The sequence below is a fragment of the Vibrio sp. ER1A genome, from assembly GCF_000733315.1.
In the GTDB taxonomy this organism is placed as follows: domain Bacteria; phylum Pseudomonadota; class Gammaproteobacteria; order Enterobacterales; family Vibrionaceae; genus Vibrio; species Vibrio mediterranei.
Window position 1 is genome coordinate 87,694 of the sequence record NZ_JPJA01000089.1, and the last position, 26,520, is coordinate 114,213.

General features: G+C 43.8%; 24 protein-coding genes, 1 rRNA gene and 1 riboswitch. Of the genes, 20 read left to right on the top strand and 5 right to left on the bottom strand.

Annotated elements, in window-relative coordinates:
- Nucleotides 1–19: 19 nt before the first annotated feature.
- From rmuC to tatC, 7 genes are all read left to right on the top strand, one after another.
- On the top strand, nucleotides 20–1,429 hold the full coding sequence (gene rmuC, locus HW45_RS18075) for a DNA recombination protein RmuC (protein WP_006072182.1): 1,410 nt from the start codon (nucleotides 20–22) through the stop codon (nucleotides 1,427–1,429).
- 45 nt (nucleotides 1,430–1,474) lie between these two features.
- Nucleotides 1,475–2,257 carry a bifunctional demethylmenaquinone methyltransferase/2-methoxy-6-polyprenyl-1,4-benzoquinol methylase UbiE gene (gene ubiE, locus HW45_RS18080; protein WP_006072183.1) on the top strand — a complete coding sequence of 261 codons (783 nt, stop codon included), beginning with the start codon at nucleotides 1,475–1,477 and terminating at the stop codon, nucleotides 2,255–2,257.
- A gap of 10 nt (nucleotides 2,258–2,267) precedes the next feature.
- Nucleotides 2,268–2,912 (top strand): ubiquinone biosynthesis accessory factor UbiJ, encoded by a 645-nt coding sequence (locus HW45_RS18085; RefSeq protein ID WP_006072185.1) that lies wholly within the window; start codon nucleotides 2,268–2,270, stop codon nucleotides 2,910–2,912.
- Nucleotides 2,909–4,543 carry a ubiquinone biosynthesis regulatory protein kinase UbiB gene (ubiB, locus tag HW45_RS18090; protein ID WP_038228725.1) on the top strand — a complete coding sequence of 545 codons (1,635 nt, stop codon included), beginning with the start codon at nucleotides 2,909–2,911 and terminating at the stop codon, nucleotides 4,541–4,543. The genes HW45_RS18085 and ubiB overlap by 4 nt, the downstream gene beginning before the upstream one ends.
- Before the next feature lie 54 nt (nucleotides 4,544–4,597).
- Nucleotides 4,598–4,852: a Sec-independent protein translocase subunit TatA gene (gene tatA, locus HW45_RS18095; RefSeq protein ID WP_006072188.1), complete on the top strand. Its 255-nt coding sequence runs from the start codon at nucleotides 4,598–4,600 to the stop codon at nucleotides 4,850–4,852.
- A 3-nt stretch (nucleotides 4,853–4,855) separates the two neighbouring features.
- Nucleotides 4,856–5,257, top strand: coding sequence for a Sec-independent protein translocase protein TatB (gene tatB, locus HW45_RS18100; RefSeq protein WP_038228727.1), 402 nt, complete (start codon nucleotides 4,856–4,858; stop codon nucleotides 5,255–5,257).
- An 82-nt stretch (nucleotides 5,258–5,339) separates the two neighbouring features.
- Nucleotides 5,340–6,095, top strand: a complete 756-nt coding sequence (tatC, locus tag HW45_RS18105) for a twin-arginine translocase subunit TatC (RefSeq protein WP_038228730.1) — start codon at nucleotides 5,340–5,342, stop codon at nucleotides 6,093–6,095.
- A 318-nt stretch (nucleotides 6,096–6,413) separates the two neighbouring features.
- Here the strand turns inward: tatC and HW45_RS18110 are convergent, their stop codons facing one another.
- Nucleotides 6,414–7,175 (bottom strand): TatD family hydrolase, encoded by a 762-nt coding sequence (locus tag HW45_RS18110; RefSeq protein ID WP_038228732.1) that lies wholly within the window; start codon nucleotides 7,173–7,175, stop codon nucleotides 6,414–6,416.
- A 142-nt stretch (nucleotides 7,176–7,317) separates the two neighbouring features.
- Here HW45_RS18110 and hemB point away from each other — a divergent pair, with 142 nt between their 5' ends.
- The 4 genes from hemB (at nucleotide 7,318) to HW45_RS30365 (ending at nucleotide 12,567) form a co-directional block, all read left to right on the top strand.
- Entirely contained in the window at nucleotides 7,318–8,355 is a 1,038-nt protein-coding gene (gene hemB / locus HW45_RS18115) for a porphobilinogen synthase (RefSeq protein ID WP_006072195.1), read from the top strand.
- Nucleotides 8,356–8,447: 92 nt separating this feature from the next.
- Nucleotides 8,448–8,876: a GNAT family N-acetyltransferase gene (locus HW45_RS18120; protein ID WP_038228734.1), complete on the top strand. Its 429-nt coding sequence runs from the start codon at nucleotides 8,448–8,450 to the stop codon at nucleotides 8,874–8,876.
- Nucleotides 8,877–9,527: 651 nt separating this feature from the next.
- The gene (gene polA, locus HW45_RS18125; RefSeq protein WP_038228736.1) at nucleotides 9,528–12,326 is read left to right on the top strand and encodes a DNA polymerase I; all 2,799 of its coding nucleotides are present in this window, start codon (nucleotides 9,528–9,530) and stop codon (nucleotides 12,324–12,326) included.
- Nucleotides 12,327–12,519: 193 nt separating this feature from the next.
- Nucleotides 12,520–12,567: a hypothetical protein gene (locus tag HW45_RS30365; protein WP_438356636.1), complete on the top strand. Its 48-nt coding sequence runs from the start codon at nucleotides 12,520–12,522 to the stop codon at nucleotides 12,565–12,567.
- Nucleotides 12,568–12,968: 401 nt separating this feature from the next.
- Here HW45_RS30365 and yihA read toward each other — a convergent pair whose 3' ends face one another.
- The gene (gene yihA, locus HW45_RS18130) at nucleotides 12,969–13,628 is read right to left on the bottom strand and encodes a ribosome biogenesis GTP-binding protein YihA/YsxC (RefSeq protein WP_031493055.1); all 660 of its coding nucleotides are present in this window, start codon (nucleotides 13,626–13,628) and stop codon (nucleotides 12,969–12,971) included.
- A 195-nt stretch (nucleotides 13,629–13,823) separates the two neighbouring features.
- Between yihA and HW45_RS18135 the strand changes: the two genes are divergently transcribed.
- From HW45_RS18135 to dinF, 3 genes are all read left to right on the top strand, one after another.
- Complete coding sequence (locus HW45_RS18135; RefSeq protein ID WP_031493056.1) at nucleotides 13,824–14,441, top strand: c-type cytochrome; 618 nt, start codon at nucleotides 13,824–13,826, stop codon at nucleotides 14,439–14,441.
- 752 nt (nucleotides 14,442–15,193) lie between these two features.
- Nucleotides 15,194–16,006 (top strand): class I SAM-dependent methyltransferase, encoded by an 813-nt coding sequence (locus HW45_RS18140; RefSeq protein WP_038228738.1) that lies wholly within the window; start codon nucleotides 15,194–15,196, stop codon nucleotides 16,004–16,006.
- A 95-nt stretch (nucleotides 16,007–16,101) separates the two neighbouring features.
- Entirely contained in the window at nucleotides 16,102–17,448 is a 1,347-nt protein-coding gene (gene dinF, locus HW45_RS18145; protein ID WP_038228740.1) for an MATE family efflux transporter DinF, read from the top strand.
- Nucleotides 17,449–17,491: 43 nt separating this feature from the next.
- Here dinF and sthA read toward each other — a convergent pair whose 3' ends face one another.
- Complete coding sequence (gene sthA / locus HW45_RS18150) at nucleotides 17,492–18,892, bottom strand: Si-specific NAD(P)(+) transhydrogenase (RefSeq protein WP_038228742.1); 1,401 nt, start codon at nucleotides 18,890–18,892, stop codon at nucleotides 17,492–17,494.
- Nucleotides 18,893–19,287: 395 nt separating this feature from the next.
- On the opposite strand from sthA, the gene fabR reads away from it, so the two are divergent.
- Both fabR and HW45_RS18160 read left to right on the top strand, forming a co-directional pair.
- Nucleotides 19,288–19,929 (top strand): HTH-type transcriptional repressor FabR, encoded by a 642-nt coding sequence (fabR, locus tag HW45_RS18155; RefSeq protein ID WP_006075522.1) that lies wholly within the window; start codon nucleotides 19,288–19,290, stop codon nucleotides 19,927–19,929.
- Nucleotides 19,929–20,300 carry a YijD family membrane protein gene (locus HW45_RS18160; RefSeq protein ID WP_006075523.1) on the top strand — a complete coding sequence of 124 codons (372 nt, stop codon included), beginning with the start codon at nucleotides 19,929–19,931 and terminating at the stop codon, nucleotides 20,298–20,300. Before fabR ends, HW45_RS18160 begins: the two co-directional genes overlap by 1 nt.
- A gap of 71 nt (nucleotides 20,301–20,371) precedes the next feature.
- Here the strand turns inward: HW45_RS18160 and trmA are convergent, their stop codons facing one another.
- Entirely contained in the window at nucleotides 20,372–21,481 is a 1,110-nt protein-coding gene (gene trmA / locus HW45_RS18165) for a tRNA (uridine(54)-C5)-methyltransferase TrmA (RefSeq protein WP_031493059.1), read from the bottom strand.
- A 154-nt stretch (nucleotides 21,482–21,635) separates the two neighbouring features.
- Nucleotides 21,636–21,845, top strand: a riboswitch (cobalamin riboswitch).
- Nucleotides 21,846–21,900: 55 nt separating this feature from the next.
- Between trmA and HW45_RS18170 the strand changes: the two genes are divergently transcribed.
- The 3 genes from HW45_RS18170 (at nucleotide 21,901) to murI (ending at nucleotide 25,344) form a co-directional block, all read left to right on the top strand.
- Nucleotides 21,901–23,751, top strand: coding sequence for a TonB-dependent receptor domain-containing protein (locus tag HW45_RS18170; RefSeq protein ID WP_038228745.1), 1,851 nt, complete (start codon nucleotides 21,901–21,903; stop codon nucleotides 23,749–23,751).
- A 50-nt stretch (nucleotides 23,752–23,801) separates the two neighbouring features.
- Nucleotides 23,802–24,473: an ATPase gene (locus HW45_RS18175; protein WP_038228748.1), complete on the top strand. Its 672-nt coding sequence runs from the start codon at nucleotides 23,802–23,804 to the stop codon at nucleotides 24,471–24,473.
- A 70-nt stretch (nucleotides 24,474–24,543) separates the two neighbouring features.
- Nucleotides 24,544–25,344: a glutamate racemase gene (murI, locus tag HW45_RS18180; protein ID WP_038228749.1), complete on the top strand. Its 801-nt coding sequence runs from the start codon at nucleotides 24,544–24,546 to the stop codon at nucleotides 25,342–25,344.
- On the opposite strand, the gene HW45_RS18185 is transcribed toward murI, so the two are convergent.
- Nucleotides 25,298–25,753, bottom strand: a complete 456-nt coding sequence (locus HW45_RS18185) for an RNA recognition motif domain-containing protein (protein ID WP_038228750.1) — start codon at nucleotides 25,751–25,753, stop codon at nucleotides 25,298–25,300. The genes murI and HW45_RS18185 overlap by 47 nt on opposite strands.
- Before the next feature lie 589 nt (nucleotides 25,754–26,342).
- On the opposite strand from HW45_RS18185, the gene HW45_RS18190 reads away from it, so the two are divergent.
- A 16S ribosomal RNA gene (locus HW45_RS18190) occupies nucleotides 26,343–26,520 on the top strand; the annotation flags it as partial.

A 26,520-nucleotide genomic window follows, 5' to 3' on the forward strand; every position in this document is an offset into this window, starting at 1 on the left:
GCACTTTAAGTCACGTCAGATGGAGCAGATGTTTGAGCAAAAAGCGCAGTTAGAAAAGACCGCTTTAGAGCAAGAAATTGAACGCTTACGCCACGACCTTCAAGACGCAAAGCAAGAGCTTGACGAACTGGATGACGAACGAGATAAATCGGCGTTTGAGCTTAAGCAAGCGCATGGCAAAGTCATGGCTGCAATGGAAAAGTTGCGTTACTTTGAAGCGGTGAAGCAAGAACGTCAGCAGTATGCGACTGACCTTGAATATGTGAAGCAGCAGCGGGCTCAATCTGAAGCCGAGCTGCGTGAACAGTTAGCGACTTATCAGCAACAACAGCGCTCTGACCAAGAAAAGCTTGAGCTTCTACAGCAATCTGAATTGCGCTTAAAAGAGCAGTTTGAGCGTCTAGCCAACCAAGTGTTTGAAGCCAAAACGGCTAAGGTTGACGCACAAAACCGACAGAGTTTAGAGGGCATCCTGTCGCCACTCAAAGAGCAGTTGGAAGGGTTTAAAAAGCAAGTTAATGATAGTTTCAGCCAGGAAGCCAAAGAACGCCATACCTTGGTTCATGAACTAAAGAACCTACAACGTCTTAACGATCAGATGACCAAAGAGGCGATGAACCTCACCCAAGCGCTAAAAGGTGATAATAAACAGCAAGGCAACTGGGGTGAGGTGGTTCTGGCGCGCGTGCTGGCTGAATCAGGACTGCGTGAAGGTCACGAGTATCAAACCCAAGTCAGCCTGCAAAATGAAGCGGGTAAACGATATCAGCCGGATGTGATTGTTCATCTTCCCCAAGAGAAGCAAGTGGTTATCGACTCGAAAATGGTGCTGGTGGCTTATGAGCGCTACTTTAATGCTGAGACAGACGCCGAACGCGATCGTGCATTGAGTGATCATCTGATTGCGCTACGTAATCATATTCGGGGATTGTCGCAAAAAGATTACCATCAACTAAAAGGTATCCGTTCGCTTGATTACGTCTTGATGTTTATCCCGGTAGAGCCTGCATTCCAAGTGGCGATTCAAGCCGATCCGAGTTTGGTGAAAGAGGCGATGGAGAGCAACATCATTTTGGTCAGTCCAACCACCTTGCTTGTGGCGCTGCGTACTATTGATAACCTTTGGCGCAACGACCGCCAGAATCAGAATGCACAGGTGATTGCTGACAAGGCGAGCAAGCTTTACGACAAGTTGCGTTTGTTTGTTGATGATATGGAAGGTCTGGGCGGCGCACTCGATAAAGCGAACCAAAGTTATCAAGGTGCAATGAACAAATTGGCCACCGGAAGGGGCAATGCGATCCGTCAAGCGGAGAGTTTTAAGCAACTCGGTGTGGAAGTGAAACGCTCCATTTCTCCTTCTCTGACAGAAATTGCACAAAATGATGCGTTGGTGGAAAGACAACCAGACATGGATAAAGTAAACTGACCGTCTGCGGCGTAGGTGATGTTGCGCCGCCTAAGAGGAAGAATAATGACGGATAGTAACGTGCAATCAAATCAGCTTAATCAACAAGACGAAACCACACACTTTGGTTTCACAACAGTCGCGAAAGAAGAAAAAGTGACAAAAGTTGCTGAGGTATTTCACTCGGTAGCAGCAAAATACGACATCATGAACGATTTGATGTCTGGTGGTGTTCACCGCTTATGGAAGCGCTTTACTATTGATTGCAGTGGTGCGAGACCGGGTCAACGTATCCTTGATCTTGGTGGTGGTACTGGTGACCTGACGGCTAAGTTTTCTCGTATCGTTGGTGACAAAGGTCATGTGATTCTCGCTGACATCAACAACTCCATGTTGAATGTGGGTCGCGACAAATTGCGTGATACTGGTATTGTCGGTAACGTTCATTACGTTCAGGCTAATGCTGAAGAGCTGCCATTCCCAGATAATTACTTTGACTGTATTACTATCAGTTTCTGTCTACGTAACGTGACCGATAAAGACAAGGCGCTGCGTTCTATGTATCGCGTACTGAAGCCGGGTGGTCGCTTACTGGTACTTGAGTTTTCAAAACCTATCCTTGAGCCTCTATCTAAAGTTTACGATGCGTATTCTTTCCATCTGTTGCCGAAAATGGGTGAATTGGTAGCGAACGATGCAGAAAGTTATCGTTATCTTGCTGAATCTATTCGAATGCATCCAGATCAAGAGACTCTGGAAGGCATGATGAAAGACGCTGGCTTTGAGCAGACCAAATACTTCAACCTAACGGGTGGTATTGTTGCGCTGCACCGTGGATACAAATTCTAAGGACTGAGCTATGCCCTTTGACCCATTAGTCACCGCGGTGGTGGAAACCACGCTCAATACCTTAATCAAAGATGACGATGCGTTGGTTAAGCGCGTTGCGCGTCTTAAAGGTCAGATTATTCAAGTTCATTTGCGTGAGTTTAATAAGTCACTCACTTTTGTGTTTAGTCATCAGTTGGATGTTCTTTCCAATTATGAGGGTGAGCCGGACTGTTATTTATCTTTAAACCTTTCGGTACTTCCTGAACTAAAAGAGCAGGCGAATATCACCAAGCTTATCAAACAGGATAAGTTGCAATTGGAAGGTGACATTCAGCTGGCTCAGAAGTTTTCTGCTCTGCTAACCGATTGCAAACCAGATCTAGAAGAGTGGTTATCCCGTGTAACTGGTGATGTGGTGGCACATACTGCGGTCCAAGGAGCGAAAGGGCTCTTTTCTTTCTTCGCATCACAAGCTGCAAAGCACCAAGACCACTTTGGTCAAGTATTAACGGAAGAGTGGAAAATTGCTCCGCCACCGTTAGCGGTAGCAGCATTTTGTGACGACGTTGATGAAGTGCGTAGCCAAGCAGATAGACTGAGTGTGCGTTTGGAGCGTTTAATTGAAGCGACATCAAGCGATGATTCTAATGATGCATCGGCGGAGCGCGCATGACTCCAAGTGAAATCAAACGTCTTTATCGAATCATAAAGGTTCAGCTTGAGTATGGCTTAGATGAGTTGATGCCCACGCATCAGCTCACCAAAGCCCCGTTGCTAGCGCGCAAATCTTTGTTCTGGATGAAGAATAAACATCCAGACAAGCCGCTTGGTGAAAGGCTTAGGTTGGCACTGCAAGAGTTGGGTCCAGTATGGATTAAATTTGGTCAAATGATGTCAACGCGTCGGGATCTATTCCCTCCGCATATTGCTGATCAACTTGCGCTACTTCAAGACCAAGTGTCGCCATTTGATGGACACTTAGCCAAGTCGCAAATGGAACTGGCTCTCGGTGGCCCTATTGAACAATGGTTTGATGATTTTGATATTGAACCCTTGGCATCGGCCTCAATTGCTCAGGTTCATACTGCTAAGCTGAAAGACACTGGGCAAGAAGTCGTCTTGAAAGTGATTCGTCCAGATATTCGTCCTGTTATTGATGCAGATCTTAAGCTGATGTATCGCATGGCTAGGATAGTGTCGAAAGCTCTACCGGACGCTCGCAGGTTAAAACCTGTTGAAGTGGTGCGCGAATACGAAAAGACCTTATTGGATGAGCTTGATTTAAGACGTGAAGCGGCCAATGCAATTCAATTGCGTCGTAATTTCGAAGGCAGTGAAGAGCTTTATGTTCCTGAAGTTATGCCGGACTTCAGTAGCGAGAGCTTAATGGTTTCTGAGCGAATATATGGTATTCAAGTGTCTGATATTCAGACACTTGAAGCGAATGGCACCAATATGAAGCTGTTAGCTGAACGTGGTGTGAGCGTATTCTTTACTCAGGTGTTTCGTGACAGCTTTTTCCATGCCGATATGCATCCAGGTAATGTGTTTGTTAGCTATGAGCACCCAGAGAACCCACTTTGGATTGGTTTAGATTGCGGCATTGTGGGTACGTTAAATAGCGAAGATAAACGTTATCTGGCGGAAAACTTCCTTGCTTTCTTTAACCGTGACTATCGTAAGGTAGCTGAGCTGCATGTCGACTCCGGTTGGGTGCCAACCGATACTAACGTTGATGAATTTGAGTTTGCTATTCGCATGGTGTGTGAGCCAATTTTCGCCAAACCTTTGTGCGAAATCTCTTTCGGCCATGTGTTACTGAATCTATTTAATACCGCGCGCCGGTTCAATATGGAAGTACAGCCCCAGCTTGTCTTACTGCAAAAGACTTTGCTTTATGTTGAGGGGTTAGGCAGACAGCTCTATCCGCAGCTAGACTTATGGGAGACGGCGAAACCATTTTTAGAAAAATGGATGGCGAACCAAGTAGGGCCGCAAGCTGTTATAAACGGAATTAAAGAACGCGCTCCGTTTTGGGCAGAAAAGTTACCGGAACTACCAGAGTTGCTGTACGATAGCCTTAAACAAGGTAAGGCTATGAATCAACGCATGGACATGCTGTATCAAGGATACCGTGAAACAAAACGGCAACAAGGTACAGGTAAATTTTTGTTTGGCGTTGGTGCAACTTTAATCGTATGCTCTGCCATATTACTGGGAGGGTCATATCAGCAGTTATCTGCATTGTCAGGCGCTGTTGGTATCACATTTTGGCTGTTAAGTTGGCGTACTTACAGACGTTAAGCGATAAACTCGTATTAATTTTTTATTTGTTAATCAAGACCCGAGGTAGAAAGAATGGGTGGTATTAGTATTTGGCAACTTCTTATTATTGCCGTGATCGTTGTTTTGCTATTTGGTACTAAGAAATTACGCGGTATCGGTGGCGATCTTGGTGGTGCGGTAAAAGGCTTTAAGAAAGCCATGAGTGAAGATGACAACACAACGGCGAAATCAGACACGAAAGACGCTGATTTTGAGCCAAAGAACATCGAGCAAAAGCAAACAGCAGACGCATCGACAGAAGCGAAGAAAGATAAAGAGCAGGCATAATTCGTGTTTGATATCGGTTTTTGGGAACTGGTACTCATTTCAGTAGTTGGTCTAGTCGTTCTAGGACCAGAACGTCTACCAACTGCAATCCGAAGTGTTTCTCGTTTTATCAGCTCTGCGAAGGCTATGGCAAATAATGTCAAAGATGAGCTTTCACACGAACTCAAGGTGCAAGAGCTTCAAGAGAACCTGAAAAAAGCTGAGAAAATGGGCATGGAAGACCTCTCTCCTGAACTGAAAAGTTCGGTGGAGGAACTGAAACAGGCCGCGCAAGAGGTGACTCGTCCTTATGCGAGTGACAAACCAAAAGCGTCGACATCGGAAGCCAGTGCAAAAGCACCTGCTGCTGAAGTGGCAAAGCCTGTTGAGAATGAGTCTCCAGAAAAAAATCTTAATAAGGGCTGAGCTTCAGCCCTTATCGTTTTCATTCCGAAAGTGCCAATGAGATAAACCTTCTCTTAGCACTTTTATTTTATTCGAGGTTTTCATGTCTAGCGTCGAACAGACACAGCCTTTGATTAGTCACCTGCTTGAGCTAAGAAATCGACTACTGCGAGCGATTGCGGCTGTGTTAGTGGTTTTTCTGGCTTTGGTTTATTTCTCCGGCGATATATACGATTTCGTTTCTAAGCCTTTGGTAGAACGACTACCTGAAGGTGCAACGATGATAGCAACTGACGTTGCTTCGCCATTTTTTACGCCACTGAAATTGACGCTCATTGCGTCCATCTTTATTGCGGTTCCTTTCATCCTTTATCAAGTCTGGGCGTTTGTTGCCCCCGGTTTGTATAAGCATGAAAGACGGCTGGTGATGCCATTGATGTTCTCAAGCTCGCTGTTGTTTTACTGTGGCGTGGCATTTGCGTACTTTGTCGTATTCCCACTAGTGTTTGGCTTCTTTACTGCCATTTCCTTAGGTGGGGTGGAATTTGCGACGGACATTTCGAGCTATCTTGACTTTGTACTTGCACTCTTCTTGGCGTTTGGTATCGCGTTTGAAGTGCCTGTCGCGATTATCTTATTGTGTTGGACAGGTGCGACGTCGGTAGAGAGTCTCAAACAGAAGCGACCATACATTGTTGTTGGTGCGTTTGTTGTCGGTATGATGCTGACGCCACCAGATATGATTTCTCAAACCTTGCTCGCCATACCTATGTGTTTGCTGTTTGAAGTCGGGTTGTTCTTTGCAAGATTTTATACTCGCAAAGATGACGAGGAAGAGTCTGAAGCAGAAGACGCATAACCATTCAAAAACAATAAAAAATAGCGGCTACTTTGGCCGCTATTTTTTATTTCACCGTGACGATATGTCCACACCTTGAGCATACGTAGATCTCTTTTATGCCCCTAAGCTTTTGCCATAGCGTACGTTTTTGTCGTTGTAGTAAATTTCCATGTTTACACATAAGCGACCTCCCCAGGTTCTTGGTATTAGGGAATATGCCTTTTTTATTATCAAATCATTGGCATATAGCACGGTCACGTATTCTACTCCCTGATATGCAACTACACCATATCAAAATTGGAGGAATGTCACAGTTTGATATGAATAAACAAAAACTTACAATCTAAATAGTGATTTAGCATTTTGTGTAGTGATGTCCAAGATCTGCTGTTCGCTCATAGTTCGAACGTCTGCGATACGCTTTAAGACTAACTCAGTGTAAGCTGGTTCATTTCGTTTACCACGATGTGGGACAGGCGCTAGGTAAGGACAATCTGTCTCAAGAATCACCCAGCCTAAGTCTAATTCTGGTATCACAATGTCCATGCCGGAGTTTTTGAATGTTGATACGCCACCAAGACCAAGATGAAAGCCTAGGTCATTAATGGCTTTGGCTTCATCCAAGTTACCGCCAAAACAATGGAATACGCCAGAAAGGTTGCCATCTTGCTCACCTTTTAGCAGAGTTAGGGTTTCTTCAATTGAATCTCGGGTATGAACAACAACTGGCAAGTCGAGCTCTTTCGCCCAGTTTAGCTGGGTAATAAAAGCGCGTTCTTGTTCCGCTTTATAGGTCTTGTCCCAATATAGATCTATGCCTATTTCACCAACGGCGATAAAGTTGTGCTTATCAAACCAAGAGTAAATGGTTTTTAAGGTCTGCTCGACGTCGCCATCCACGTAGCAAGGGTGAAGTCCCATCATTGAGCGACACAGCTCTGGGTAGGCGGCTTCGGTGGCCAGCATGGGCTCAATAGACTCTAAATCAATGTTGGGTAACAGGATATGTTCGATGCCTGCAGCGCGAGCTCGTTGTACGACCTCGTCGCGATCGTTATCAAATTCTGTAGCGTAGATGTGAGCGTGTGTATCTATCATAGTCGCGTCATTGTAATTTCACTGATCAAATAATAGGTTGAGTATATCGTTTCTGATTTAGCATTTTCCAATTTTACTACTAGCATGATGAAACAAGAGTGATATGCTTGGTTTTCGCATTTGTCCAGACAAGGAGAGAAAGGTGTCTGTATCGATTCAAGGTCAATTCCCAGCACGACGTATGCGCCGTATGCGCAAGCATGATTTCAGCCGACGTTTGATGGCGGAGAATAAAGTGTCGGTGGATGATTTGATCTATCCAATGTTTATTCTTATGGGGAAAAACCGCAGAGAGACGGTAGATTCTATGCCGGGTATTGAGCGTCTATCTATAGACTTGATGCTGGAAGAAGCGGAATATTTGGCTCAGCTTGGCGTTCCTGCCATTGCTCTTTTCCCAGTCGTCACCCAAGACGCGAAAAGTCTTTGTGCAGCTGAAGCACACAACCCAGAGGGTTTGGTGCAACGTGCAGTGCGCCTACTAAAACAGAATGTACCCCAAATGGGTGTGATTACCGATGTGGCGCTCGACCCGTTTACCACGCATGGTCAAGATGGCATTATCGATGAAGACGGCTATGTGCAAAATGATGAGACGACAGAAGTACTAGTCAAACAGGCGTTATCTCATGCAGAAGCTGGTGCGGACGTGGTTGCCCCATCTGACATGATGGATGGGCGTATTGGTCGAATTCGTGAAGCGCTTGAAGAAGCTGGCTATATTCATACGCAAATCATGGCTTACTCTGCAAAATACGCGTCAAATTACTATGGTCCATTCCGAGATGCCGTTGGTTCTGCATCGAACTTGAAGGGCGGGAATAAGAAAAACTACCAAATGGATCCGGCTAACAGTGATGAAGCCTTGCATGAAGTAGCAATGGACATCAATGAAGGCGCAGATATGGTGATGGTGAAGCCAGGTATGCCTTATTTGGATGTAGTACGTCGCGTACGAAGTGAGCTACAAGTACCGACTTTTGCTTATCAAGTGTCCGGTGAATATGCGATGCACAAAGCTGCGATTCAAAATGGCTGGTTGAAAGAGCGTGAGACAGTCTTAGAGTCTTTGCTTTGCTTCAAGCGTGCTGGCGCAGATGGTATTCTTACTTACTTTGCTAAAGATGTCGCGGAGTGGCTAGCTGAAGAAAATGGTCAAGCAAAGACCTTCTTGAAATAGTTAGCTTAGATTAGCGACATTCTTGAGTGTGAAAAGCCGGTTGTATAAACCGGCTTTTTTAGTTTTGCCAATAACAGTTAGGAGTGAATGATATGTTGGTTCGTGAAGGAACGCTTGAAGAGGTGGTGAGTATCGTTGAACTTATCGAGGAATTTGCTCACAAAGAAACCATCGAAAGCCTGCAAGCACGCTTGAATGGCCACAAGCACCTGATATTAGTGGCAGAAAAAGCGGGAGTCTTGCTGGGCTTTAAAATTGGCTATCAGATTGATGAGGCTAATTTTTACAGCTGGTTCGGCGGAGTCTCTCCTGTGGCAAGAAAACAAGGTGTTGCTCAAGTTCTGATGGAGCACCAAGAACGCTGGGCGAAGCAACAAGGTTACCAACACATTACGGTTAAATCGCGTAATCAGTTTCCATCCATGTTAAGGCTGCTGATAAAAAATGGATACTTTATCTATGACTGTGAGCCGAAGCCGTTAGTGATTGAAACCAGAATTAACTTTATTAAGTATCTGTAAAATATAAATAAATGGAAGATGGCTGATGGTGATAAAAATTTAATGAGAAAAATTCTCAATTAGTTGTTGACGATTTAAATGAGAATGATTACTATTAACTTGTCCTAAGGAAAAAGGTTCTGATTACTTCAGTCGCACTAGTGACCAGATTTCAATCAAGCTTGGTTCTTTTTGACACGACATTGCTCACATTGCTTCCAGTGTATTTATAGCTTTTTGGTCGGTTAGATGTACTCAGATAATGAGATAACCTCCTCCTATTTTTGCTAGGCGACATCCTTGATGTCGCTTTTTTTCTGCCTAGTGATTGAGCATTATTTGAGCGGTTATAAATAGAACATAATTCTGCAACGATTGCTTTCTGTAAAAGAAGGTTTTCCACATAGCTTGATCCTGAAAGGATCATAGTTATACATGTAGATCTGAATNTATTTACATATAAAACAAAGGCTTATTATAAAGTTTTTGTTCTTTTTTAGTTATCCACTTCGATTTAAAACAACTATATAAACAGACTTATCCACAGAAGGTGATGCCATAATCGCCAATATTATTCTTAAGCTGTGTATATAGCCAGTGAAAGGTCGTGGCATAGTGCTATGAGACGTGGCATTCTTATAGCTTATAACCTGCAATCTTGGATAATTAGACATGGCTCATATACCAGACAACCCACTGATTCTCATTGATGGATCTTCCTATCTTTACCGAGCTTTCCACGCCTACCCAGAAACGATGAGCAATGGTGAAATACCAACCAATGCGGTTTACGGTGTAGTGAACATGCTGAGAAGCATGATGCGTCAATTTGCTTCTGAGCGAATTGCGGTGGTGTTTGATGCGAAAGGTAAAACTTTCCGTGATGATATGTATCCGGAATACAAGGCAAACCGTCCTCCAATGCCGGATGATTTGAGATGTCAGATTGAGCCTTTGCATAATGTGATTAGAGCCATGGGTCTTCCATTGATCTGTGTACCGGGTGTGGAAGCGGATGACGTTATCGGTACCTTGGCCCATCAAGCATCGCTAGCAGGTATGCCTGTGCTGATTAGTACCGGTGATAAAGATATGGCTCAGCTTGTGGATGATAATGTTACGCTGATCAACACCATGACCAACGTAGTGATGGATCGAGAAGGTGTGGTAGAGAAGTTTGGCATTCCACCAGAGCTTATCATCGATTATCTTGCTCTAATGGGCGATAAAGTGGATAACATTCTAGGTGTCCCTGGCGTCGGCGATAAAACTGCGACGGCATTGCTTCAAGGCATTGGTGGGATCAAAGATCTTTATGAACGCTTAGATGATATCGCACCGCTCGGTTTCCGTGGTTCTAAAACCATGGCTAAGAAACTTACAGAGCATAAAGATAATGCAGTTTTGTCTTATGAGTTAGCGACGATTAAGCTTGATGTCGAATTAGACTGCACGCCAGAGTCTCTTTTAAAGCAGCAACCGAACGTGGATGAACTGACTAAACTGTACGGTCAGCTTACCTTTAAGTCATGGTTAAATGAGCTACTTGAAGGTGGTACTGGTGAAGTTGAAGCAGTGGAGAGCGCAGCAAGAAAAACCACCAGTGCATCTCAAAGTGACGAACAATCTGAGATGGACACGTCACAAGTCACCATTGATCGCAGTGCCTATGAAACCATCCTGACTGAAGAGAGCTTTAACAGCTGGTTAGAGAAACTGAAATCTGCTCCTGTTATCGCTTTTGATACTGAAACCGACAGCCTAGATTATATGGTGGCGAACCTTGTTGGTCTGTCATTTGCGATTGAAGAAGGGGTGGCGGCATATGTCCCTGTAGCTCACGACTATATTGGCGCGCCTGAGCAGCTTGATCGTCAGTGGGTTTTAGAGCAGTTGAAGCCGCTATTAGAAGATGATGCTATTGCTAAGGTTGGGCAAAACCTAAAATACGATGCCAGCGTATTAGCTCGTTACGATATTGAGCTTAAAGGCATCAAATTTGACACTATGCTAGCGTCTTATGTCTATAACAGTGTTGGGGGCAAGCATGATATGGATAGCCTTGCTCTGCGTTTCTTGCAACATAGCTGTATCTCTTTCGAACAAATTGCAGGTAAAGGTAAAGCGCAGCTCACTTTTAACCAGATCGATCTTGAGCAGGCATCGCCTTATGCTGCAGAAGATGCTGACGTGACCTTCCGACTCCATCAGCGTTTGAATGCAGAGCTTGAGAAAAATGAAGCGCTGAATCGTATTTACCAAGATATTGAAGTACCACTGGTGCCAGTTCTTTCTCGCATTGAACGTACGGGGGTACTGATTGATGATATGTTGTTAGGCGCGCAGTCTCAGGAAATTGCAGCAAGACTGGATGAGCTGGAGCAAAAGGCGTTTGAGATTGCCGGACAAGAGTTCAACTTAAGCTCGCCAAAACAGCTTCAAACCATTTTCTTTGAGAAGATGGGCTTACCTGTAATCAAAAAGACGCCATCCGGTGCGCCTTCTACTAATGAAGAAGTGCTACAAGAGCTAGCGCTAGACTATCCATTACCAAAGCTGATTTTGGAATATCGTGGGTTGGCTAAACTGAAGTCGACTTATACTGACAAGCTTCCTAAGATGATCAATCCAGAAACAGGCCGTGTTCATACGTCATACCACCAAGCCGTAACGGCGACTGGCCGTTTGTCGTCGACTGATCCAAACTTGCAGAATATTCCAATTCGTAATGAAGAAGGACGCCGTATTCGACAAGCGTTTATTGCGCCGCATGGATGGAAGATTCTTGCTGTCGACTATTCTCAAATTGAACTGCGAATTATGGCCCATCTGTCTGGTGACAAAGCGCTATTGGATGCGTTCAAAAATGGTAAAGATATCCACGCGGCAACGGCGGCAGAGATCATTGGTGTCGATATTGAGCAGGTGACCAGTGAACAACGTCGCCGTGCAAAAGCGATTAACTTTGGTCTTATCTATGGCATGAGTGCATTTGGCTTATCTAAGCAGTTAGGTATTCCTCGTGGTGAAGCGCAACAATATATGGATACCTATTTTGAGCGTTATCCAGGTGTGATGCAGTACATGGAAGACACGCGCTCGTTGGCGGCTGAAAAAGGTTATGTGGAAACCATCTTTGGTCGTCGCCTACATCTACCAGAAATCAAATCGCGTAATGGTATGCGTCGTAAAGCAGCGGAGCGAGCGGCGATCAACGCGCCTATGCAAGGTACTGCTGCAGATATCATCAAGAAAGCGATGTTACTCGTTGATGAGTGGGTGCAAGCGGAAGGTGAGGGTAAGGTTAAGCTTCTTATGCAAGTACACGATGAACTGGTATTTGAAGTGGAATCGTCATCTTTGAGCGAAATTGAAAGTAAAATACAAAAATTGATGGAATCAGCAGCAGAGCTTGATGTTCCATTGGTTGCGGAAGCTGGTCACGGTGACAACTGGGATCAGGCTCACTAGACAATTTTTGAGCAATTTGAGCAAATTAACATGAGCCAGCGCACAGTCGTTGGCTTTTTTTTGTCATTAAAAAAGTTTTTATATCTAAAACAGTTATGTCTATTAACAAAACTTTCATGAAAAAAAACTACAAAAACGGTTTCATTTTCTGATCAGTTGTTGTACATTAGAACGCGTAGGGTACAGAGGTAAGATGTTCTATCTTTCAGACCTTTTGTTTCACGTTATTGGATTAGGCTGATTCAGCCGCCCCAGTCAGTATTTGACTGGGGCGTTTTTTCTTGTGGCAAAGAAAATTTCCCTACCGCATCATCTCTTAGACACCTTGTCATTTTTCTTCTGTTTTGACGCCCATTTACCATCCAGTTTGTAATTTAACGACCTTCACAGTATTGATAATTTACACATAGAACTAAGCCATGTTTAGATGTTTATAATTCAGGTGTAACTATCTGAAAGGTAAAGATTAAGGTGGGTTTTGTTACGAGAGGGATTTGGAGTGGTAGAGAAGACTAGCTCACATTTTGCGTGGTAGGCAATTGAATTATCAACGGACTTGATAGATTCTTTTTGCAAACAATAACTAAATCTTCTCTCTCCCATTGCCCTGCCAGGATGGCGGGGCGTTTTGTTTCTGAAGGCTTACTCTTCGATATCGTCGTTGATATCGTCTTCTAACATTTCAAATGCTGGAGCAAACCAAGTATCAAGTTTGCTGCGTAGTTGGTCGACACCAATTCCTTTCAAAGAAGAGAACGCATCTACTTGAACATCGCCACCAAAGGCCAGTGCAGCTTCACGAATTTTAAGCACTTGCGCTTTACGAGCACCACTCTTTAGTTTGTCTGCTTTAGTCAGTAGCACTTGTACTGGAATATGAGATTCTACCGCCCATTGAATAAGCTGTTGGTCGAGATCTTTCATTGGGTGTCTGATGTCCATTAGGACCACAAGACCTTTTAAACATTTGCGCTTCTGTAAGTACTCTCCCAGTGACTTCTGCCATTTCTTTTTCATTTCTAGGGGTACTTGAGCAAAGCCGTATCCTGGTAAGTCAACGATATGACAACCTTCATCAACCTTAAATAAGTTAATAAGTTGAGTACGGCCTGGAGTTTTACTGGTTTTAGCCAGAGCTCTTTGGTTCGTTAGACGGTTTAGTGAACTCGATTTACCTGCATTGGAGCGTCCTGCAAACGCGATTTCGATTCCTTCATCTTCTGGCAAGTGACGAATATCAGGTGCACTTGTTATGAAATGCGTGTTTTGATAATGAATTTTTACGCTCACTGTTAACTCCATCTCGACTTTGTGTAGTCGATTGATTACTTTTTTGTGAAATTGTGTAAAATAACCGTGCTCGGCATATGGCCACACATTGTACCATGAACGGTATTAATTGCCCGTGTTACCTCACTTTGTCCTTTTGGCACCATTCTGTTGGGTTTCGCGAGGCGTGTAGTGGTACTGGAAGCTTGATAATTATAATGGAATGTCATGAAAAAATTAGCGCTAATCTTGAGTCTTGTAGTCAGCTGCTCAGTATGGGCCCAAGGCGATATTGAAGCTGGTAAAGCAAAATCCCAAACCTGTGTTGCGTGTCACGGAGCTGATGGTAACAGTCAGTTAACCATGTACCCTAGCATTGCTGGTCAACACGCCAAATATATTGAAAAACAACTAAAAGATCTGAAACTCGGTATGACGAGTAGTGGTAAACAAGGTCGTTACGATCCTGTGATGAGTGGTATGGCAATGCCGCTATCTGAGCAAGATATGGCGGATCTTGCTGCGTATTACTCTTCAATGCCTCTAGCACCAAACAGTACCCCTGAGAATGTCGTTGACCAAGGTAAAGTACTTTACATGGCTGGTGATGCAGAACGTGGTATTACGGCTTGTATTGCTTGTCACGGCCCTCGTGGTAACGGTACAGAACTTTCTGGTTTCCCTAAAATTTCTGGTCAACACGCTGAATATGTTAAAGCTCAGTTAGAGAAATTCCGCAGTGGTGACCGTGCTAACGATATGAACGCTATGATGCGTGATATCGCTAAGAAGCTGAATGATGACGATATCGACACCCTATCTAAGTATGTAGGCGGTCTTCACTAATCCAATTCAACGTTGCAACAACTTAGCAGCCCAACAATAGTTTCTTTACGCCAAACCGAGCGAACAATGCCCCTTCGAATGAAGGGGCATTGTTGTTTTTGGTGACTTATCTCACTAGTTGCTCGTTAAGCGTGTTGCTCTCATTGTTCTACTTGGCTGATGAGGTTGTGAGATATTTGCCATACTTGCTGTCACTAAATTGCCAGTAACTACATTTAAGTATTTGAAATTAATGTTTTTTATTCATTTCTCTGTAAAGGCAACATGAAAAAAGAGCTCTGCAGGTTGTTTTCAATCCTCGCTCGGGTAAATTGTTCCTTGTCGACAGGAAGTAGACACAGGGATTTCAGACCAAGATGGTTTTCAAGGATGTCTAACTAGGAAGGTTAGAAGAAACACAACGGATTGGCTTGTACTAGGAGTACAGGCGGATAAGGATGGTCAACTTTTCTCAGGATGAGAACTTAAACGGACAGGGTTTAGGAAGAACTCGCGCAAATGGCTTTGCTAGGGAACGCGAAAACGCATCAGGATGATGACAAACAAGAATTAGCAGTGGAAGCACAAATAACAAACGGATATTTGTGAAGCATCAAAAGATGCTAACAGTTTCGCCGTATGGCGATAGAAAGCGACAGGTCTTCCTGTCGCTTTTTTTACGTTTGCTCACAAGATAAATGACATTAGTTATCATTTGTCTTGTGAAGTTAATTGATATCGATTATCATTTGCACTCTTTCGGAGGGTGGGAAATGAAAAATCAAACGAGTCGTGAGTCAGAGCATTTTGATGTGCCAACTAAGTTGCTTCGACCTCTTTGGTTTCGAAGTCGCGAAAGCCTATTAGATGATGGCATTATTTATGACCCTATTGCAGCTCATGCTTGCCGTCGTTGTCATCTCGCTCCCGATTGTCTCACCGGTAATGTAGATCAAAGTCAGCTTCTCCATGCCACACTGACACAAATTTGTGATCTTCAAGTAAAACGCTTTCTCGAAACCAACCCTGATGGCTGGGTTATCAACGTTGGAGCTCGGCTCGATACCCGATTCTATCGCCTTGATAACGGCCGTTGTCATTGGGTTGAAGTGGATACCAATGAACATCTTGTTTGGCGACAACGATTGTTCCATAAGAGTGAACGTTATCAATTAAGGTGCGGATCTATTGATGATATGAGCTGGCTACAATCTTTATCGGTTCCAAATGACAGACCTGTACTGGTGGTTTGTGAGCAAGCACTACTTGAAAGAAGAGAAAATCGCATTGCACACTTTATCCAATCGATCGGTTGCTATTTTCAACATGCTCAGGCGTGTGTGGTGTTGGCTGGTGATTTGACGACTTCTCGTTTGGGGAAAAGAATGGGAGGTGAGCGTTATCAACATGGTCTGCGCCGTCCAACTCAGAAATTGCTGAATTGGTTGCCGTGGATTCATAAAGTGTCACTCCTTTCACCCATCGACCAACATTGTCAGCGCTGGTCTAAGTGGCAACGTATTATCGCCAAGCTGCCACTCTATAAGCATCGATTAACACCGAACGTGATCAATGTTGAATGGTAGGAGTAGGAACCTAGGGTCAATTAACGCTACTATAGCCCCAACTATTTTTTAACCACCACCATAGTTTCTATGGTGGTGTTGTTTTTGGGGTCAGTGTGTTTCGACAATATTTCTCTATTCTGTCTAATATTGAACTTCATCGCCGTGTCTTGCTATTAGCCATTCCCATGGTGCTTTCGAATATTACCGTGCCGCTTCTGGGGTTAGTGGATGCCGCAGTTATTGGTCATTTAGAGCATTCTTGGTATCTCGGTGGCGTGGCACTCGGTAGCACGATGATCAGTGTGACCTTTTGGTTACTCGGCTTTCTTAGAATGTCGACAACTGGGCTGACAGCTCAATCTTATGGTGCTCAGGATAATCGGCAGCTCGCCTTAGTATTTTTGCAGGGAACACTGATGGCGTTGGGCTTTGCGTTGGTATTTTTATTGCTGCACAGCGTCATCGCCGACCTTGTCTTCTCATTGAGTAGTGCTAGTGAGGATGTGAAATATTATGGTCACCAGTATTTTTCGATTCGTGCTTGGAGTGCGCCTGCGTCACTACTCAACTTTGTACTACTGGGTTGGTTACTAGGTACACAAAATGCCAAAGCACCGATGTGGATGGTAATCATCACCAATGTTGTCAATATTGTGCTTGATGTTCTATTTGTCATCGGCTTAGGCTGGAAAGTCGAAGGGGCGGCGTTAGCATCCGTGATCGCCGATTACTCGGGTTGTGCTTTCGGACTTTGGTGCGTATGGCGCACTTGGAGTCATCGTCAGTTGCCTGCTATACGCTCATTGCTGTCCGGTGTCGCCAGTGATATTGGTCGTTTTGTAAAACTGAACCGAGATATTTTCTTACGCTCTCTTTGCCTACAAGCGACGTTTAGCTTTATGACCTTCCAAGGTGCGGCTTTTGGTGATGACATTGTGGCTGCTAACGCTGTGTTGATGAGCTTTTTAATGATCATCTCTTATGGCATGGATGGTTTTGCTTATGCGATGGAAGCCATGGTCGGTAAGGCGATCGGTGCAAAGAGTCGAACGGCACTGACCGAGTCGCTGCTTGCTACCTTCTTCTGGAGCTTGATTATTTGTAGTGGTCTGACAGTGGTCTTTATGGTGTGGGGCAGTAGTTTGATTGGTTTAATTACCAGTATTCCCGATGTCCAGCAACAAGCGATGCTGTTCTTACCTTGGTTGATTGCTATGCCTTTGGTGTCTATGTGGTGTTTCTTGTTTGATGGCATCTTTATTGGGGCCACCAAAGGTCGAGATATGAGAAACAGTATGTTTGTTGCGACCTGTAGCTTCTTTGCCATTTTCTATATAACAAGTGGAATGGGTAACCATGCACTTTGGTTAGCCATGCTGAGTTTTATGGGAATAAGAGGCTTTGGGTTAGCCATGATCTTTTTGCATCAATGGCGCAGCAAAACCTTCCTCGAAGCATAAAAAGGCGGCTATCAAGCCGCCTTTTTTATGCTTTCGTTAAACACTAGAATAAGCGATTCAAACCATTAAGCGCCGCTACGCGGTAGGCTTCAGCCATGGTTGGATAGTTAAAGGTCGTGTTAACAAAGTACTCGATGGTATTTGCTTCGCCTTTTTGTTCCATTATCGCTTGGCCGATGTGGATGATTTCCGCAGCACGCTCACCGAAACAGTGGATACCTAAGATTTCTTTGGTTTCGCGATGGAACAAAATCTTCAAGCTTCCCACGTCTTTGCCAGCAATCTGAGCTCGAGCAAGATGTTTAAACGATGAACGCCCTACTTCGTAAGGGACTTTTGCTTCGGTAAGTTCTTGCTCTGTTTTACCGACAGAACTGATTTCTGGAATGGTATAGATACCTGTTGGAATGTCTTCAATCAGTTTACCGTCTGCTTCACCTTGCGTGATGGCTTGGGCGACGAAACGGCCTTGGTCATAAGCTGCACTAGCCAAACTAGGGTAACCAATTACATCACCCACGGCATACACGTGGTCAACATCGGTTTGATAGTTACTATCGACTTTCAGTTGTCCACGAGAATCAGCACTTAGGCCCACTGCAGATAAGTTCAACGCGTCAGTATTACCCGTTCGGCCATTTGCATACAGTAAGCAGTCAGCGCGCATTTTCTTCCCTGAGTTCAGATGAATGATGACGCCGTCTTCGGTCCCTTCTATTTTGGCGTAGGTTTCATCATTACGAATCATCATGCCGCTGTTCCAGAAGTGGTACGACAGTGAGTCAGACATTTCATTATCTAAAAATGCCAGCAGACGCTCGCGAGTATTGATAAGGTCTGTTTTGACATCTAAGCCACGGAAGATCGAGGCGTATTCACAACCAATAACCCCAGCACCGTAAATAATGATGTGCCTTGGGTCATGTTCTAGTGACAATATAGAGTCGCTGTCGTAGATACGAGGATGGGTAAAGTCAACATCGTCTGGGCGATAAGGTCTAGAGCCTGTCGCGATAACAAATTTATCGGCCGTGTAGGTATCGACGGTGCCGTCAGTTTTCGTGACTTCCAGAGTATTTGAATCGACGAAGCGAGCCGTGCCAAACAGTAACGTACACTCATTTCGGTCATAGAACCCTTGGCGCAGTCGAGTTTGCTTATCTATCACGGTTTTGGCATGACCAAGAATATTAGAGAAGGTAGAGTGGAGGCTGGTGTTATTGCCACAGAACAGTGGGTTGCTGTTGAACTCGATAATACGACTGACCGCATGTCTGAGCGCCTTTGATGGGATAGTACCCCAGTGAGTACATCCACCACCAACGCTGCTTTCTTTTTCTATGATGGCAACGTTCAGCCCTGCTTTAGTCAGTCCCATAGCAGCACCTTCACCACCGGGTCCACTTCCTATCACGATGGCATCAAAATGTTTGGAGCGACTCATAGTGTATTTCCTCGTTGTACCTAACTGCATCACGCAAAATACCTCCAGTTAGGCTTGCCTATTTAGGCACAGCAGCAGGCATTGCGGCGTTAACATTGCTTAAATTCTTGTTAGCGAGATTCTAACGGATTATTAACCTTGGTAAACCAAGTTGCCGTGATAGGGTGTGAAAGATCACGAGATTTGTCTTAAGTTGTCATACCTTACGTGGTTTAGCCTTTGTAAGCTGCCAATTTTATAGAATATGTTGAGTTGCAAAGTGAAGTGAGACTTACAAAGTGTTTTATTAAAAATCCTTTTGCATAGGCTTATACAAACAGGCTATTCGCGCTATATTACCAGCACTCCCTCAATTACCGTATGAATGGTAGTCAACAAGTAAACCTAGGTAAAACATGAAATCAATGGGTATCCGTGCACAACAAAAAGAGAAAACGCGTCGTTCATTGATCGATGCTGCTTTTAGCCAGTTAAGTGCTGATCGCAGCTTTTCAAATTTGAGTTTACGCGAAGTGGCACGAGAGGCTGGTATTGCACCAACGTCCTTTTATCGTCACTTCAAAGACATGGATGAATTGGGACTCACCATGGTAGATGAAGGAGGCTTGTTGCTGAGACAATTGATGCGACAAGCGCGCCAACGTATTGTCAAAGAAGGCAGTGTGATTCGTACTTCGGTTGAAACCTTTATGGAGTTCATTGAAAGTAGTCCTAACGTTTTTCGCTTATTGTTGCGAGAGCGTTCGGGTACATCATTTGACTTTCGAGCCGCAGTCGCTCGTGAGATCCAGCATTTTTCAGCAGAATTAACCGAATACCTTGTGAGCACGGGCATGGACCGTGATGAAGCGATCGCTCAAGCTGAAGCTTCGGTTATCTTGGTATTCAGTTCTGGTGCTGAAGCACTCGATCTTAATAAGAAAGAAAGATATGAACTGGCAGAAAGGTTAATTGTCCAACTTAGGATAGTTGCCAAAGGCGCACACTGGTATCGCAAAGAACGTGAAAGAAACCGTCAAAAAGAAGGGTTGAACTAATGTCCAATGAAGTATCCTCCGAAAGCCGTAATAGCGGTAAGAAAACTCTAGTGCTAGCGCTGATTGCTGGTATGTGTGGTAATGCAATGTTGTCTTGGCTAACTGTTAGCGAAGTTGCATTCTCTATTTTTCCTCTGATAGCTCTTGTTCTATCTGTTCAAGCTCTATATCAAGAGTACCTAAAGAACCCAATTCCAGAAGACTTCCCGATGGTAGGTTTGGCTGCGTTTTTTGTTGGCGCATTTGGTCATTCGGCTTTCACTAAGGCCCAGTATCCAGATGCCGGCTCCAACTTCTTCGCGATCATCGTTGTATTGGTTCTACTGTTTTGGATTGGTAAGAAACTTGGCTACATTATGAAAGAAGCCTAATAGGCATTATTAATGTCCGCGAATAAAAAACGAGCCGCTTGGGCTCGTTTTTTTGTTTACGCTGTGGCGGATTACGCTTTACGTTCTAACAACACACCGGCTTCGATGTGATGAGTAAACGGGAACTGGTCGAACAGCGCAAATCGAGTAATAGTGTGAGTTTCACTCAATACATCTAAATTGTCTTTCAGTGTTTCTGGGTTGCACGAAATATACAGAATACGTTGGTAACCTTGCACCATTTTACATGTATCAATATCCATACCTGCGCGCGGTGGGTCGACAAAAATCGTGTTGCAGTTATAGCTTTTCAAATCGACATTCTGTTGCTGTAGACGGCGGAATTCACGCTTTCCTTCCATCGCTTCAGTGAATTCTTCAGCAGACATACGAATAATTTGTACATTATCAATCTTGTTTTCAGCGATATTGAATTGTGCCGAGTCAACTGAAGGCTTGGCTAACTCTGTCGCGAGAACGCGTTCAAAGTTTTGCGCCAATGCAAGTGAAAAGTTGCCATTACCGCAGTAAAGCTCCAGCAAGTCACCTTTGCTTTCTTGGGTACAGTCCACCGCCCATTCCAGCATTTTCTGAGCCACGGGACCATTTGGTTGAGTGAAGCTATTCTCTACTTGTTGGTAGTGGTATGGCTGACCATTTACATGCAAGGTTTCTAGCACATAGTCTTGGTCTAAGACGATTTTCATTTTACGAGCACGGCCAATGAGGTTGAGTTTGAACCCCTCATCATTAAGGCGTTGCTTAAGGGCTTTTGCTTCTGCTTTCCAAGCATCATCTAATTGACGGTGATACAGCAACGAAACCAGAATTTCACCACTGAGTGTAGAGAGAAAGTCTACTTGGAATAGTTTCTTACGCAGAACGTCATTACCTTTCATTGCATCCATAAGCAATGGCATCAAATCGTTGATGAGGCGGCTTGCAGCTGGAAATTGGTCAACGCGATACTTTTCACGAGTTTCTTGATTGAACATGATGTAATACATGTCCTCTCCTTCGTGCCAAACGCGGAATTCTGCACGCATGCGATAGTGCTTCTCTGGGGAAGTAAATACTTCGAGTTCAGGAGCAGAATAAGGCGCCATCATATCGATCAATCGTTGAGATTTTTCGTCGAGCTGAATTTGGTAGCCTTCTGGTGTGAAGTCGAGATTTGCCATTGTGGTTGCCTATCGTCGGTAATGAGTTTTTAAAAGGAGGGCAGATTTTATTCAATCTCCCGTCGTTGTCCAGTTTTTCCCAGAATTGTCTCTCAATATGGCAGGATATCTATAGCTTAGTTCAATCTGTTATAGACAAATTACCATGTTGTTAATACCATTCCGCCTAGCTGGTGTGAGAATGACAAAGGAATCTCACTGAAAAGGGAATCTGGTGTAAATCCAGAACTGACGCGCAGCGGTAAAAGAGAACGACCCCTCAAATGACACTGTACGAGTTACGGGAAGTCGAGGCAGTAGGTTTAGGTTCACTGTGATCCTTACGCTCTTGAGTCCGAATACCTGCCAGCAGCCAAGCTTCGTTAACTAACAACAACGCTAGCTTGGTAGGACTTACGCGATTTAGGACAACATAACAAATGAATAAATCATTTTTGGCGATAGCAGTGGCTGCATCGCTCTCTTCTTATGCTTCTTTTTCACTGGCAGAAGCAACAAACCCAAGTGAACAAAGCAAACTCGCAAATGAAACCATGGTCGTGACAGCGAACCGTGTTGAACAGCAACTTAAAGATGTTCTTGCTCCAATTGAAGTTGTTGAACGTGAGCAAATTGACGCTATTCAAGCCAAATCAGTTTCTGAGATATTACGACGTTTACCAGGCGTACAGATCGCAAACCAAGGTGGCATTGGTCAAAATGCCGAACTGTACATTCGAGGTCGCTCTAGTAAGAACACTTTGGTATTAATCAACGGTGTTCGAATTGGGAGTGCAACAACAGGTGCTGCGAATCTGTCGGCCATTCCTCTTGATGGTGTGCAACGTATCGAAATTATCCGTGGTGCCCGTGCTGCGGTATATGGTTCTGATGCGGTAAGTGGTGTGGTTAATATTATCACCACTAATAAAAATGGCTCTCCAAGTAGAGTTAAAGCTGGAGCGGGAAGCTTTGGAAGTTACAACCTTGGTGGAACATTATCGCTAGGTGATGCGGAGAATGGATGGCTCAATCTGACAGCCACTCATCAGTCTAGTAATGGCTACAATGTCCAACCGACCAGCACTAATCCAATAGATGCAGATGACGATGGCTATACCAGTCAATATCTAGTCCTCGATATGGGTAAACGATTGGATCAAAACTGGCAACTAAAGGCCAATGGTTATTACCAAAAACATAATACTGAATTTGATAACCCTTGGACTGGCGTAGATAAGTCGGATAGTGATTTGTACAGTTTTAGTGTTGCTGGTGACTATATGCGTAATAACTTTGATTCGTCGCTGACACTGACGACGAATCAAGATAAAGCGAAATCTTATGGTCAAGGCGCGCCAGAAGGGACTATTTCGACCAACCGCGTTGCGGTGAACTGGAATAACAACGTAAAAATCAATGATGAATTGAGTTTCTTGGGCGGCATTGATTGGTACAAAGATAAAGTTGATAACACAACTAAAGCTATGACTAAAGACACTCGAGACAATGGAGCCGTCTTCTTAGGTGCACTCTACAATCAAGAGCGCTTATCACTAGAAGCTAATGTTCGACATGATGACAATAGTGCCTATGGAAACTACACCACTTACCAGTTAGGTGGTGGTGTGAATGTCACAGAGCAATTAAAGGTTGTAGCCATGCATGGAACAGCATTTAAGGCACCTACTTTTAATGAACTGTATTGGCCTAAAGAGTGTGGTCCATGGGGCTGTTATGAAGGTAATCCAAATCTGGTCCCTGAAGAGTCAGCTACCTCTGAAATTGCTTTAGAGGGTGAGTTTGCTTTATTAGGATTTAGATTAGGCGCTTATCGCAGCAATGTGGATAAGATGATTGCCAGTAATGGTTCAACGAACGTCAATATCAACAAAGCTAAGATTGAAGGTATTGAACTAGTAACTCGTTTTGATACCGGAGCGATTGAGCATGAGGTGTCGTACGACTATCTAGATGCTAAAGATGAAAGTACTGGTAAGGACTTAGTAAGACGAGCTCGCAATAGCGGGAAGTGGAATGCCTCATATAATATTGCCTCTTGGAGATTCGAGCTGAGCTACCTATATCAAGGGAAACGCTATAATGATGCAGCCAATACTCAAGTATTAGACCCTTATTCGTTAGTTGATATTGCCGGCACCTACTACTTTGATAACGGCCTAAGTCTAGGTGCGAAAGTTGGCAACTTATTCGATGAAGAGTATGAAACGGTGAGTGGCTATAAAACACCAGAACGTAATTACTACGTGAATGCCATGTATCAGTTCTAATAGCAAACAGCGCCTCCAATTAAGAGGCGCTTTTTAATAGGTAGTCCTAAATGAAAAACATCATCATCAGTTGGTCATCTGGCAAAGATTCAACCCTTACATTCGAACGACTAATGGAATCTCCAGATTATAATGTCGTTGGTCTTTACACTACTCATGTCAAAGGTGAGGTTCCATTTCAAGTAACCCCATTAGAAGTCGTTCAATTGCAAGCAGATAGGTTAGGGATGCCATTAGTAACGATAGAGCTACCAGAAGTTTTCCCACCTAACGATGTTTACCAAGCGCTCGTTATTGAGGGGATAAAATCTTCTGGCTTGGCAGTAGATGGGATAGCATTTGGTGACATGTTCTGTAATGGAATTGTTGAATATAGAAAAAGCTATGTCGAACCAGCGGGGCTAGAAGCGGTTTTTCCTTTGGTTGGTGAAAGTAGCGCAAAGCTTGCACAAGAGATCATTGCCAGAGGGATTGAGACAGTGTTGGTTACAGTCGATAGAAATGTGCTTTCGGAAACATTCTGTGGAAAAGTTTATACCGACGAGCTTATTCAAGAATTACCTAATAATGTTGACCCTTGTGGAGAAGATGGGGAATTCCATACCTTAGTCTGTAACTCGAGGTATTTTAGTCACCCTATTTCCATTCAACAGGTTGAAATTGAATCAGCGCCGAGATTCAGTCATCTAAGATACAGCGTTGAGTCAGAACTTCGCGGATAAGTTTACCGACAATAGGGTTATGAGTATTATGTTGGCGAACAGGTTAGTAGTGAGCGTGATACGTTAATCAATGAATCGAAAAAATATACTAATATTTGACTCTGGTGTGGGTGGACTTTCTGTATTTAAAGAAATAGTCCAACGCTTACCTCAAGAAAACTATATCTATCTATTCGACAATGAGGCTTATCCCTACGGTGAATTGGCACCGGAAACACTAGTAAACCGCACCTGTACATTGATACAACAAATGATGCGGCGCAAAGCGGTCGATATTGTTGTTATTGCTTGCAATACGGCCAGTACTATTGTGCTTCCTCATTTAAGAAAACGAATAGACATTCCTGTGGTTGGCGTCGTCCCTGCCATTAAGCCAGCTTCACTACTCTCTAAAACAGCAGTTGGCTTGATTGCTACACCAGCGACGATTACTCGCCAATATACTCATGACTTAATTCGTAACTTTGCTACTGATAAAGAAGTAAAGCTGATAGGTGATAGTCGATTAGTTGAAATGGCAGAGCAAAAGCTGAGGAATGAGCAGGTCGACCTTCAGGAGTTGGAACTCATACTTTCTCCGATTAAAGGAAAAATTGATGTAGCAGTATTAGGCTGTACCCACTTTCCTCTTATTAGGGAAGAAATAGCATTGGTATTGGGAGACTGTGTTGAATTAGTTGATTCAGGAGCCGCAATTGCAAGAAGAGTTGAAAGTCTATTGGAGATAGAAGAGGCATCTTTGGGACAAGGAACCATGGAGGCGTTTAGTAGTGCTCCTCCTTTTGAAGAAGAAGCACTAAATAAAACATTACGACAACTCTGTTTTACTCCTGTTCAGTTGTTGCCGATTCAGGGTGCTTCGGATCATTAGCAATACGCACTTTCAAAGTACGTTGCATATAATCCTTTTCATTTAGAGCTTTGATTGCCGCTTTTGCATCGGAGCTTGCCATCACAACAAAACCAAACCCACGTCGTTTACCTGTGCGCTTATCCTTCATTAACCTAACGGCAAATACTTCACCGTGCTCAGCAAAGAGCTCCTTTACGTGAGATTCATTTGCTTTATAAGGAAGATTGCCGACGTAGAGAGTTTTGGTCGACTTTGTAGTTTCTGCAGATGGTGCTGGTGAAGCAGTAGAAAACTTAACAACAAAAAAGGTGGCTACTACACCGATAACAAAAGCAACAGCTGGTGGTACGTCAGCGAATTGAGAAAATACAATACCGCCTAATATAGCAATCGCTACTACCAGAAAAAGAGATTTATTGGAGTCCATATTAAAGTACTACTTTTTTATTTACGAATAATGGCATCTATCGTTAACAAATAGATATAAGAATATTACGTAGTTGAGTGTGATTTTTCCAATTAATTGGTGTGATGTATTTCAAATGTTGAATTTTTATCGAAAAAACACAGTATCGATGGCTTTTTGTGCGAACGGAAAATAAATTCAAAAAAACACTTGTCATAGTTTGAGTGATCTCTATAATGCCGCCTCACCGACACGGAGTGAGACGAAAGTCACAAAGCGGAGTCGGTTGAGAGAGAAAAGAAAGTTTGAAAAAACGCTTGACTCTCAAAACGGGAAGCGTAAGATACGCACCCCTAACGACGAGACGCGAAGCGGCTTGAGAGTTAGAAAATGTTCTTTAAAAATATAGACCTATCAATCTGTGTGGGCACTCGTTGATGATAATCAAATTAGATACTTCGGTATCAAATTTAGGTTTTCAATGAACTGAGTGACCAATCAAGTCGAAAGACTTGGCACAGTCAATTCATTATCGTTCTGTTGGAACGATAATAGCTTTAGATTACTAAGGTAGTTTAAAGTCAGTATTCATTGAGCCGAACAAAATCTTAAATTGAAGAGTTTGATCATGGCTCAGATTGAACGCTGGCGGCAGGCCTAACACATGCAAGTCGAGCGGAAACGAGTTAACTGACCCTTCGGATGACGTTAACGGCGTCGAGCGTCGGACGGGTGAGTAATGCCTGGGAGCTTGCGATGATGTGTGGGGTAACCATTGGAAACGCTGG

Bases quoted from the DNA above. Each gene is read 5' to 3' on its own strand.
- yihA (WP_031493055.1), bottom strand. From the start codon at position 13,628: ATGGAGTTAACAGTGAGCGTAAAAATTCATTATCAAAACACGCATTTC.
- tatC (WP_038228730.1), top strand. From the start codon at position 5,340: ATGTCTAGCGTCGAACAGACACAGCCTTTGATTAGTCACCTGCTTGAG.
- murI (WP_038228749.1), top strand. From the start codon at position 24,544: ATGAATCGAAAAAATATACTAATATTTGACTCTGGTGTGGGTGGACTT.
- HW45_RS18160 (WP_006075523.1), top strand. From the start codon at position 19,929: ATGTCCAATGAAGTATCCTCCGAAAGCCGTAATAGCGGTAAGAAAACT.
- trmA (WP_031493059.1), bottom strand. From the start codon at position 21,481: ATGGCAAATCTCGACTTCACACCAGAAGGCTACCAAATTCAGCTCGAC.
- HW45_RS18140 (WP_038228738.1), top strand. From the start codon at position 15,194: ATGAAAAATCAAACGAGTCGTGAGTCAGAGCATTTTGATGTGCCAACT.
- polA (WP_038228736.1), top strand. From the start codon at position 9,528: ATGGCTCATATACCAGACAACCCACTGATTCTCATTGATGGATCTTCC.
- HW45_RS18185 (WP_038228750.1), bottom strand. From the start codon at position 25,753: ATGGACTCCAATAAATCTCTTTTTCTGGTAGTAGCGATTGCTATATTA.
- sthA (WP_038228742.1), bottom strand. From the start codon at position 18,892: ATGAGTCGCTCCAAACATTTTGATGCCATCGTGATAGGAAGTGGACCC.
- ubiB (WP_038228725.1), top strand. From the start codon at position 2,909: ATGACTCCAAGTGAAATCAAACGTCTTTATCGAATCATAAAGGTTCAG.
- HW45_RS18135 (WP_031493056.1), top strand. From the start codon at position 13,824: ATGAAAAAATTAGCGCTAATCTTGAGTCTTGTAGTCAGCTGCTCAGTA.
- HW45_RS18120 (WP_038228734.1), top strand. From the start codon at position 8,448: ATGTTGGTTCGTGAAGGAACGCTTGAAGAGGTGGTGAGTATCGTTGAA.
- rmuC (WP_006072182.1), top strand. From the start codon at position 20: ATGGAGCAGATGTTTGAGCAAAAAGCGCAGTTAGAAAAGACCGCTTTA.
- HW45_RS18170 (WP_038228745.1), top strand. From the start codon at position 21,901: ATGAATAAATCATTTTTGGCGATAGCAGTGGCTGCATCGCTCTCTTCT.
- fabR (WP_006075522.1), top strand. From the start codon at position 19,288: ATGAAATCAATGGGTATCCGTGCACAACAAAAAGAGAAAACGCGTCGT.
- HW45_RS18110 (WP_038228732.1), bottom strand. From the start codon at position 7,175: ATGATAGATACACACGCTCACATCTACGCTACAGAATTTGATAACGAT.
- ubiE (WP_006072183.1), top strand. From the start codon at position 1,475: ATGACGGATAGTAACGTGCAATCAAATCAGCTTAATCAACAAGACGAA.
- tatA (WP_006072188.1), top strand. From the start codon at position 4,598: ATGGGTGGTATTAGTATTTGGCAACTTCTTATTATTGCCGTGATCGTT.
- HW45_RS18175 (WP_038228748.1), top strand. From the start codon at position 23,802: ATGAAAAACATCATCATCAGTTGGTCATCTGGCAAAGATTCAACCCTT.
- HW45_RS18085 (WP_006072185.1), top strand. From the start codon at position 2,268: ATGCCCTTTGACCCATTAGTCACCGCGGTGGTGGAAACCACGCTCAAT.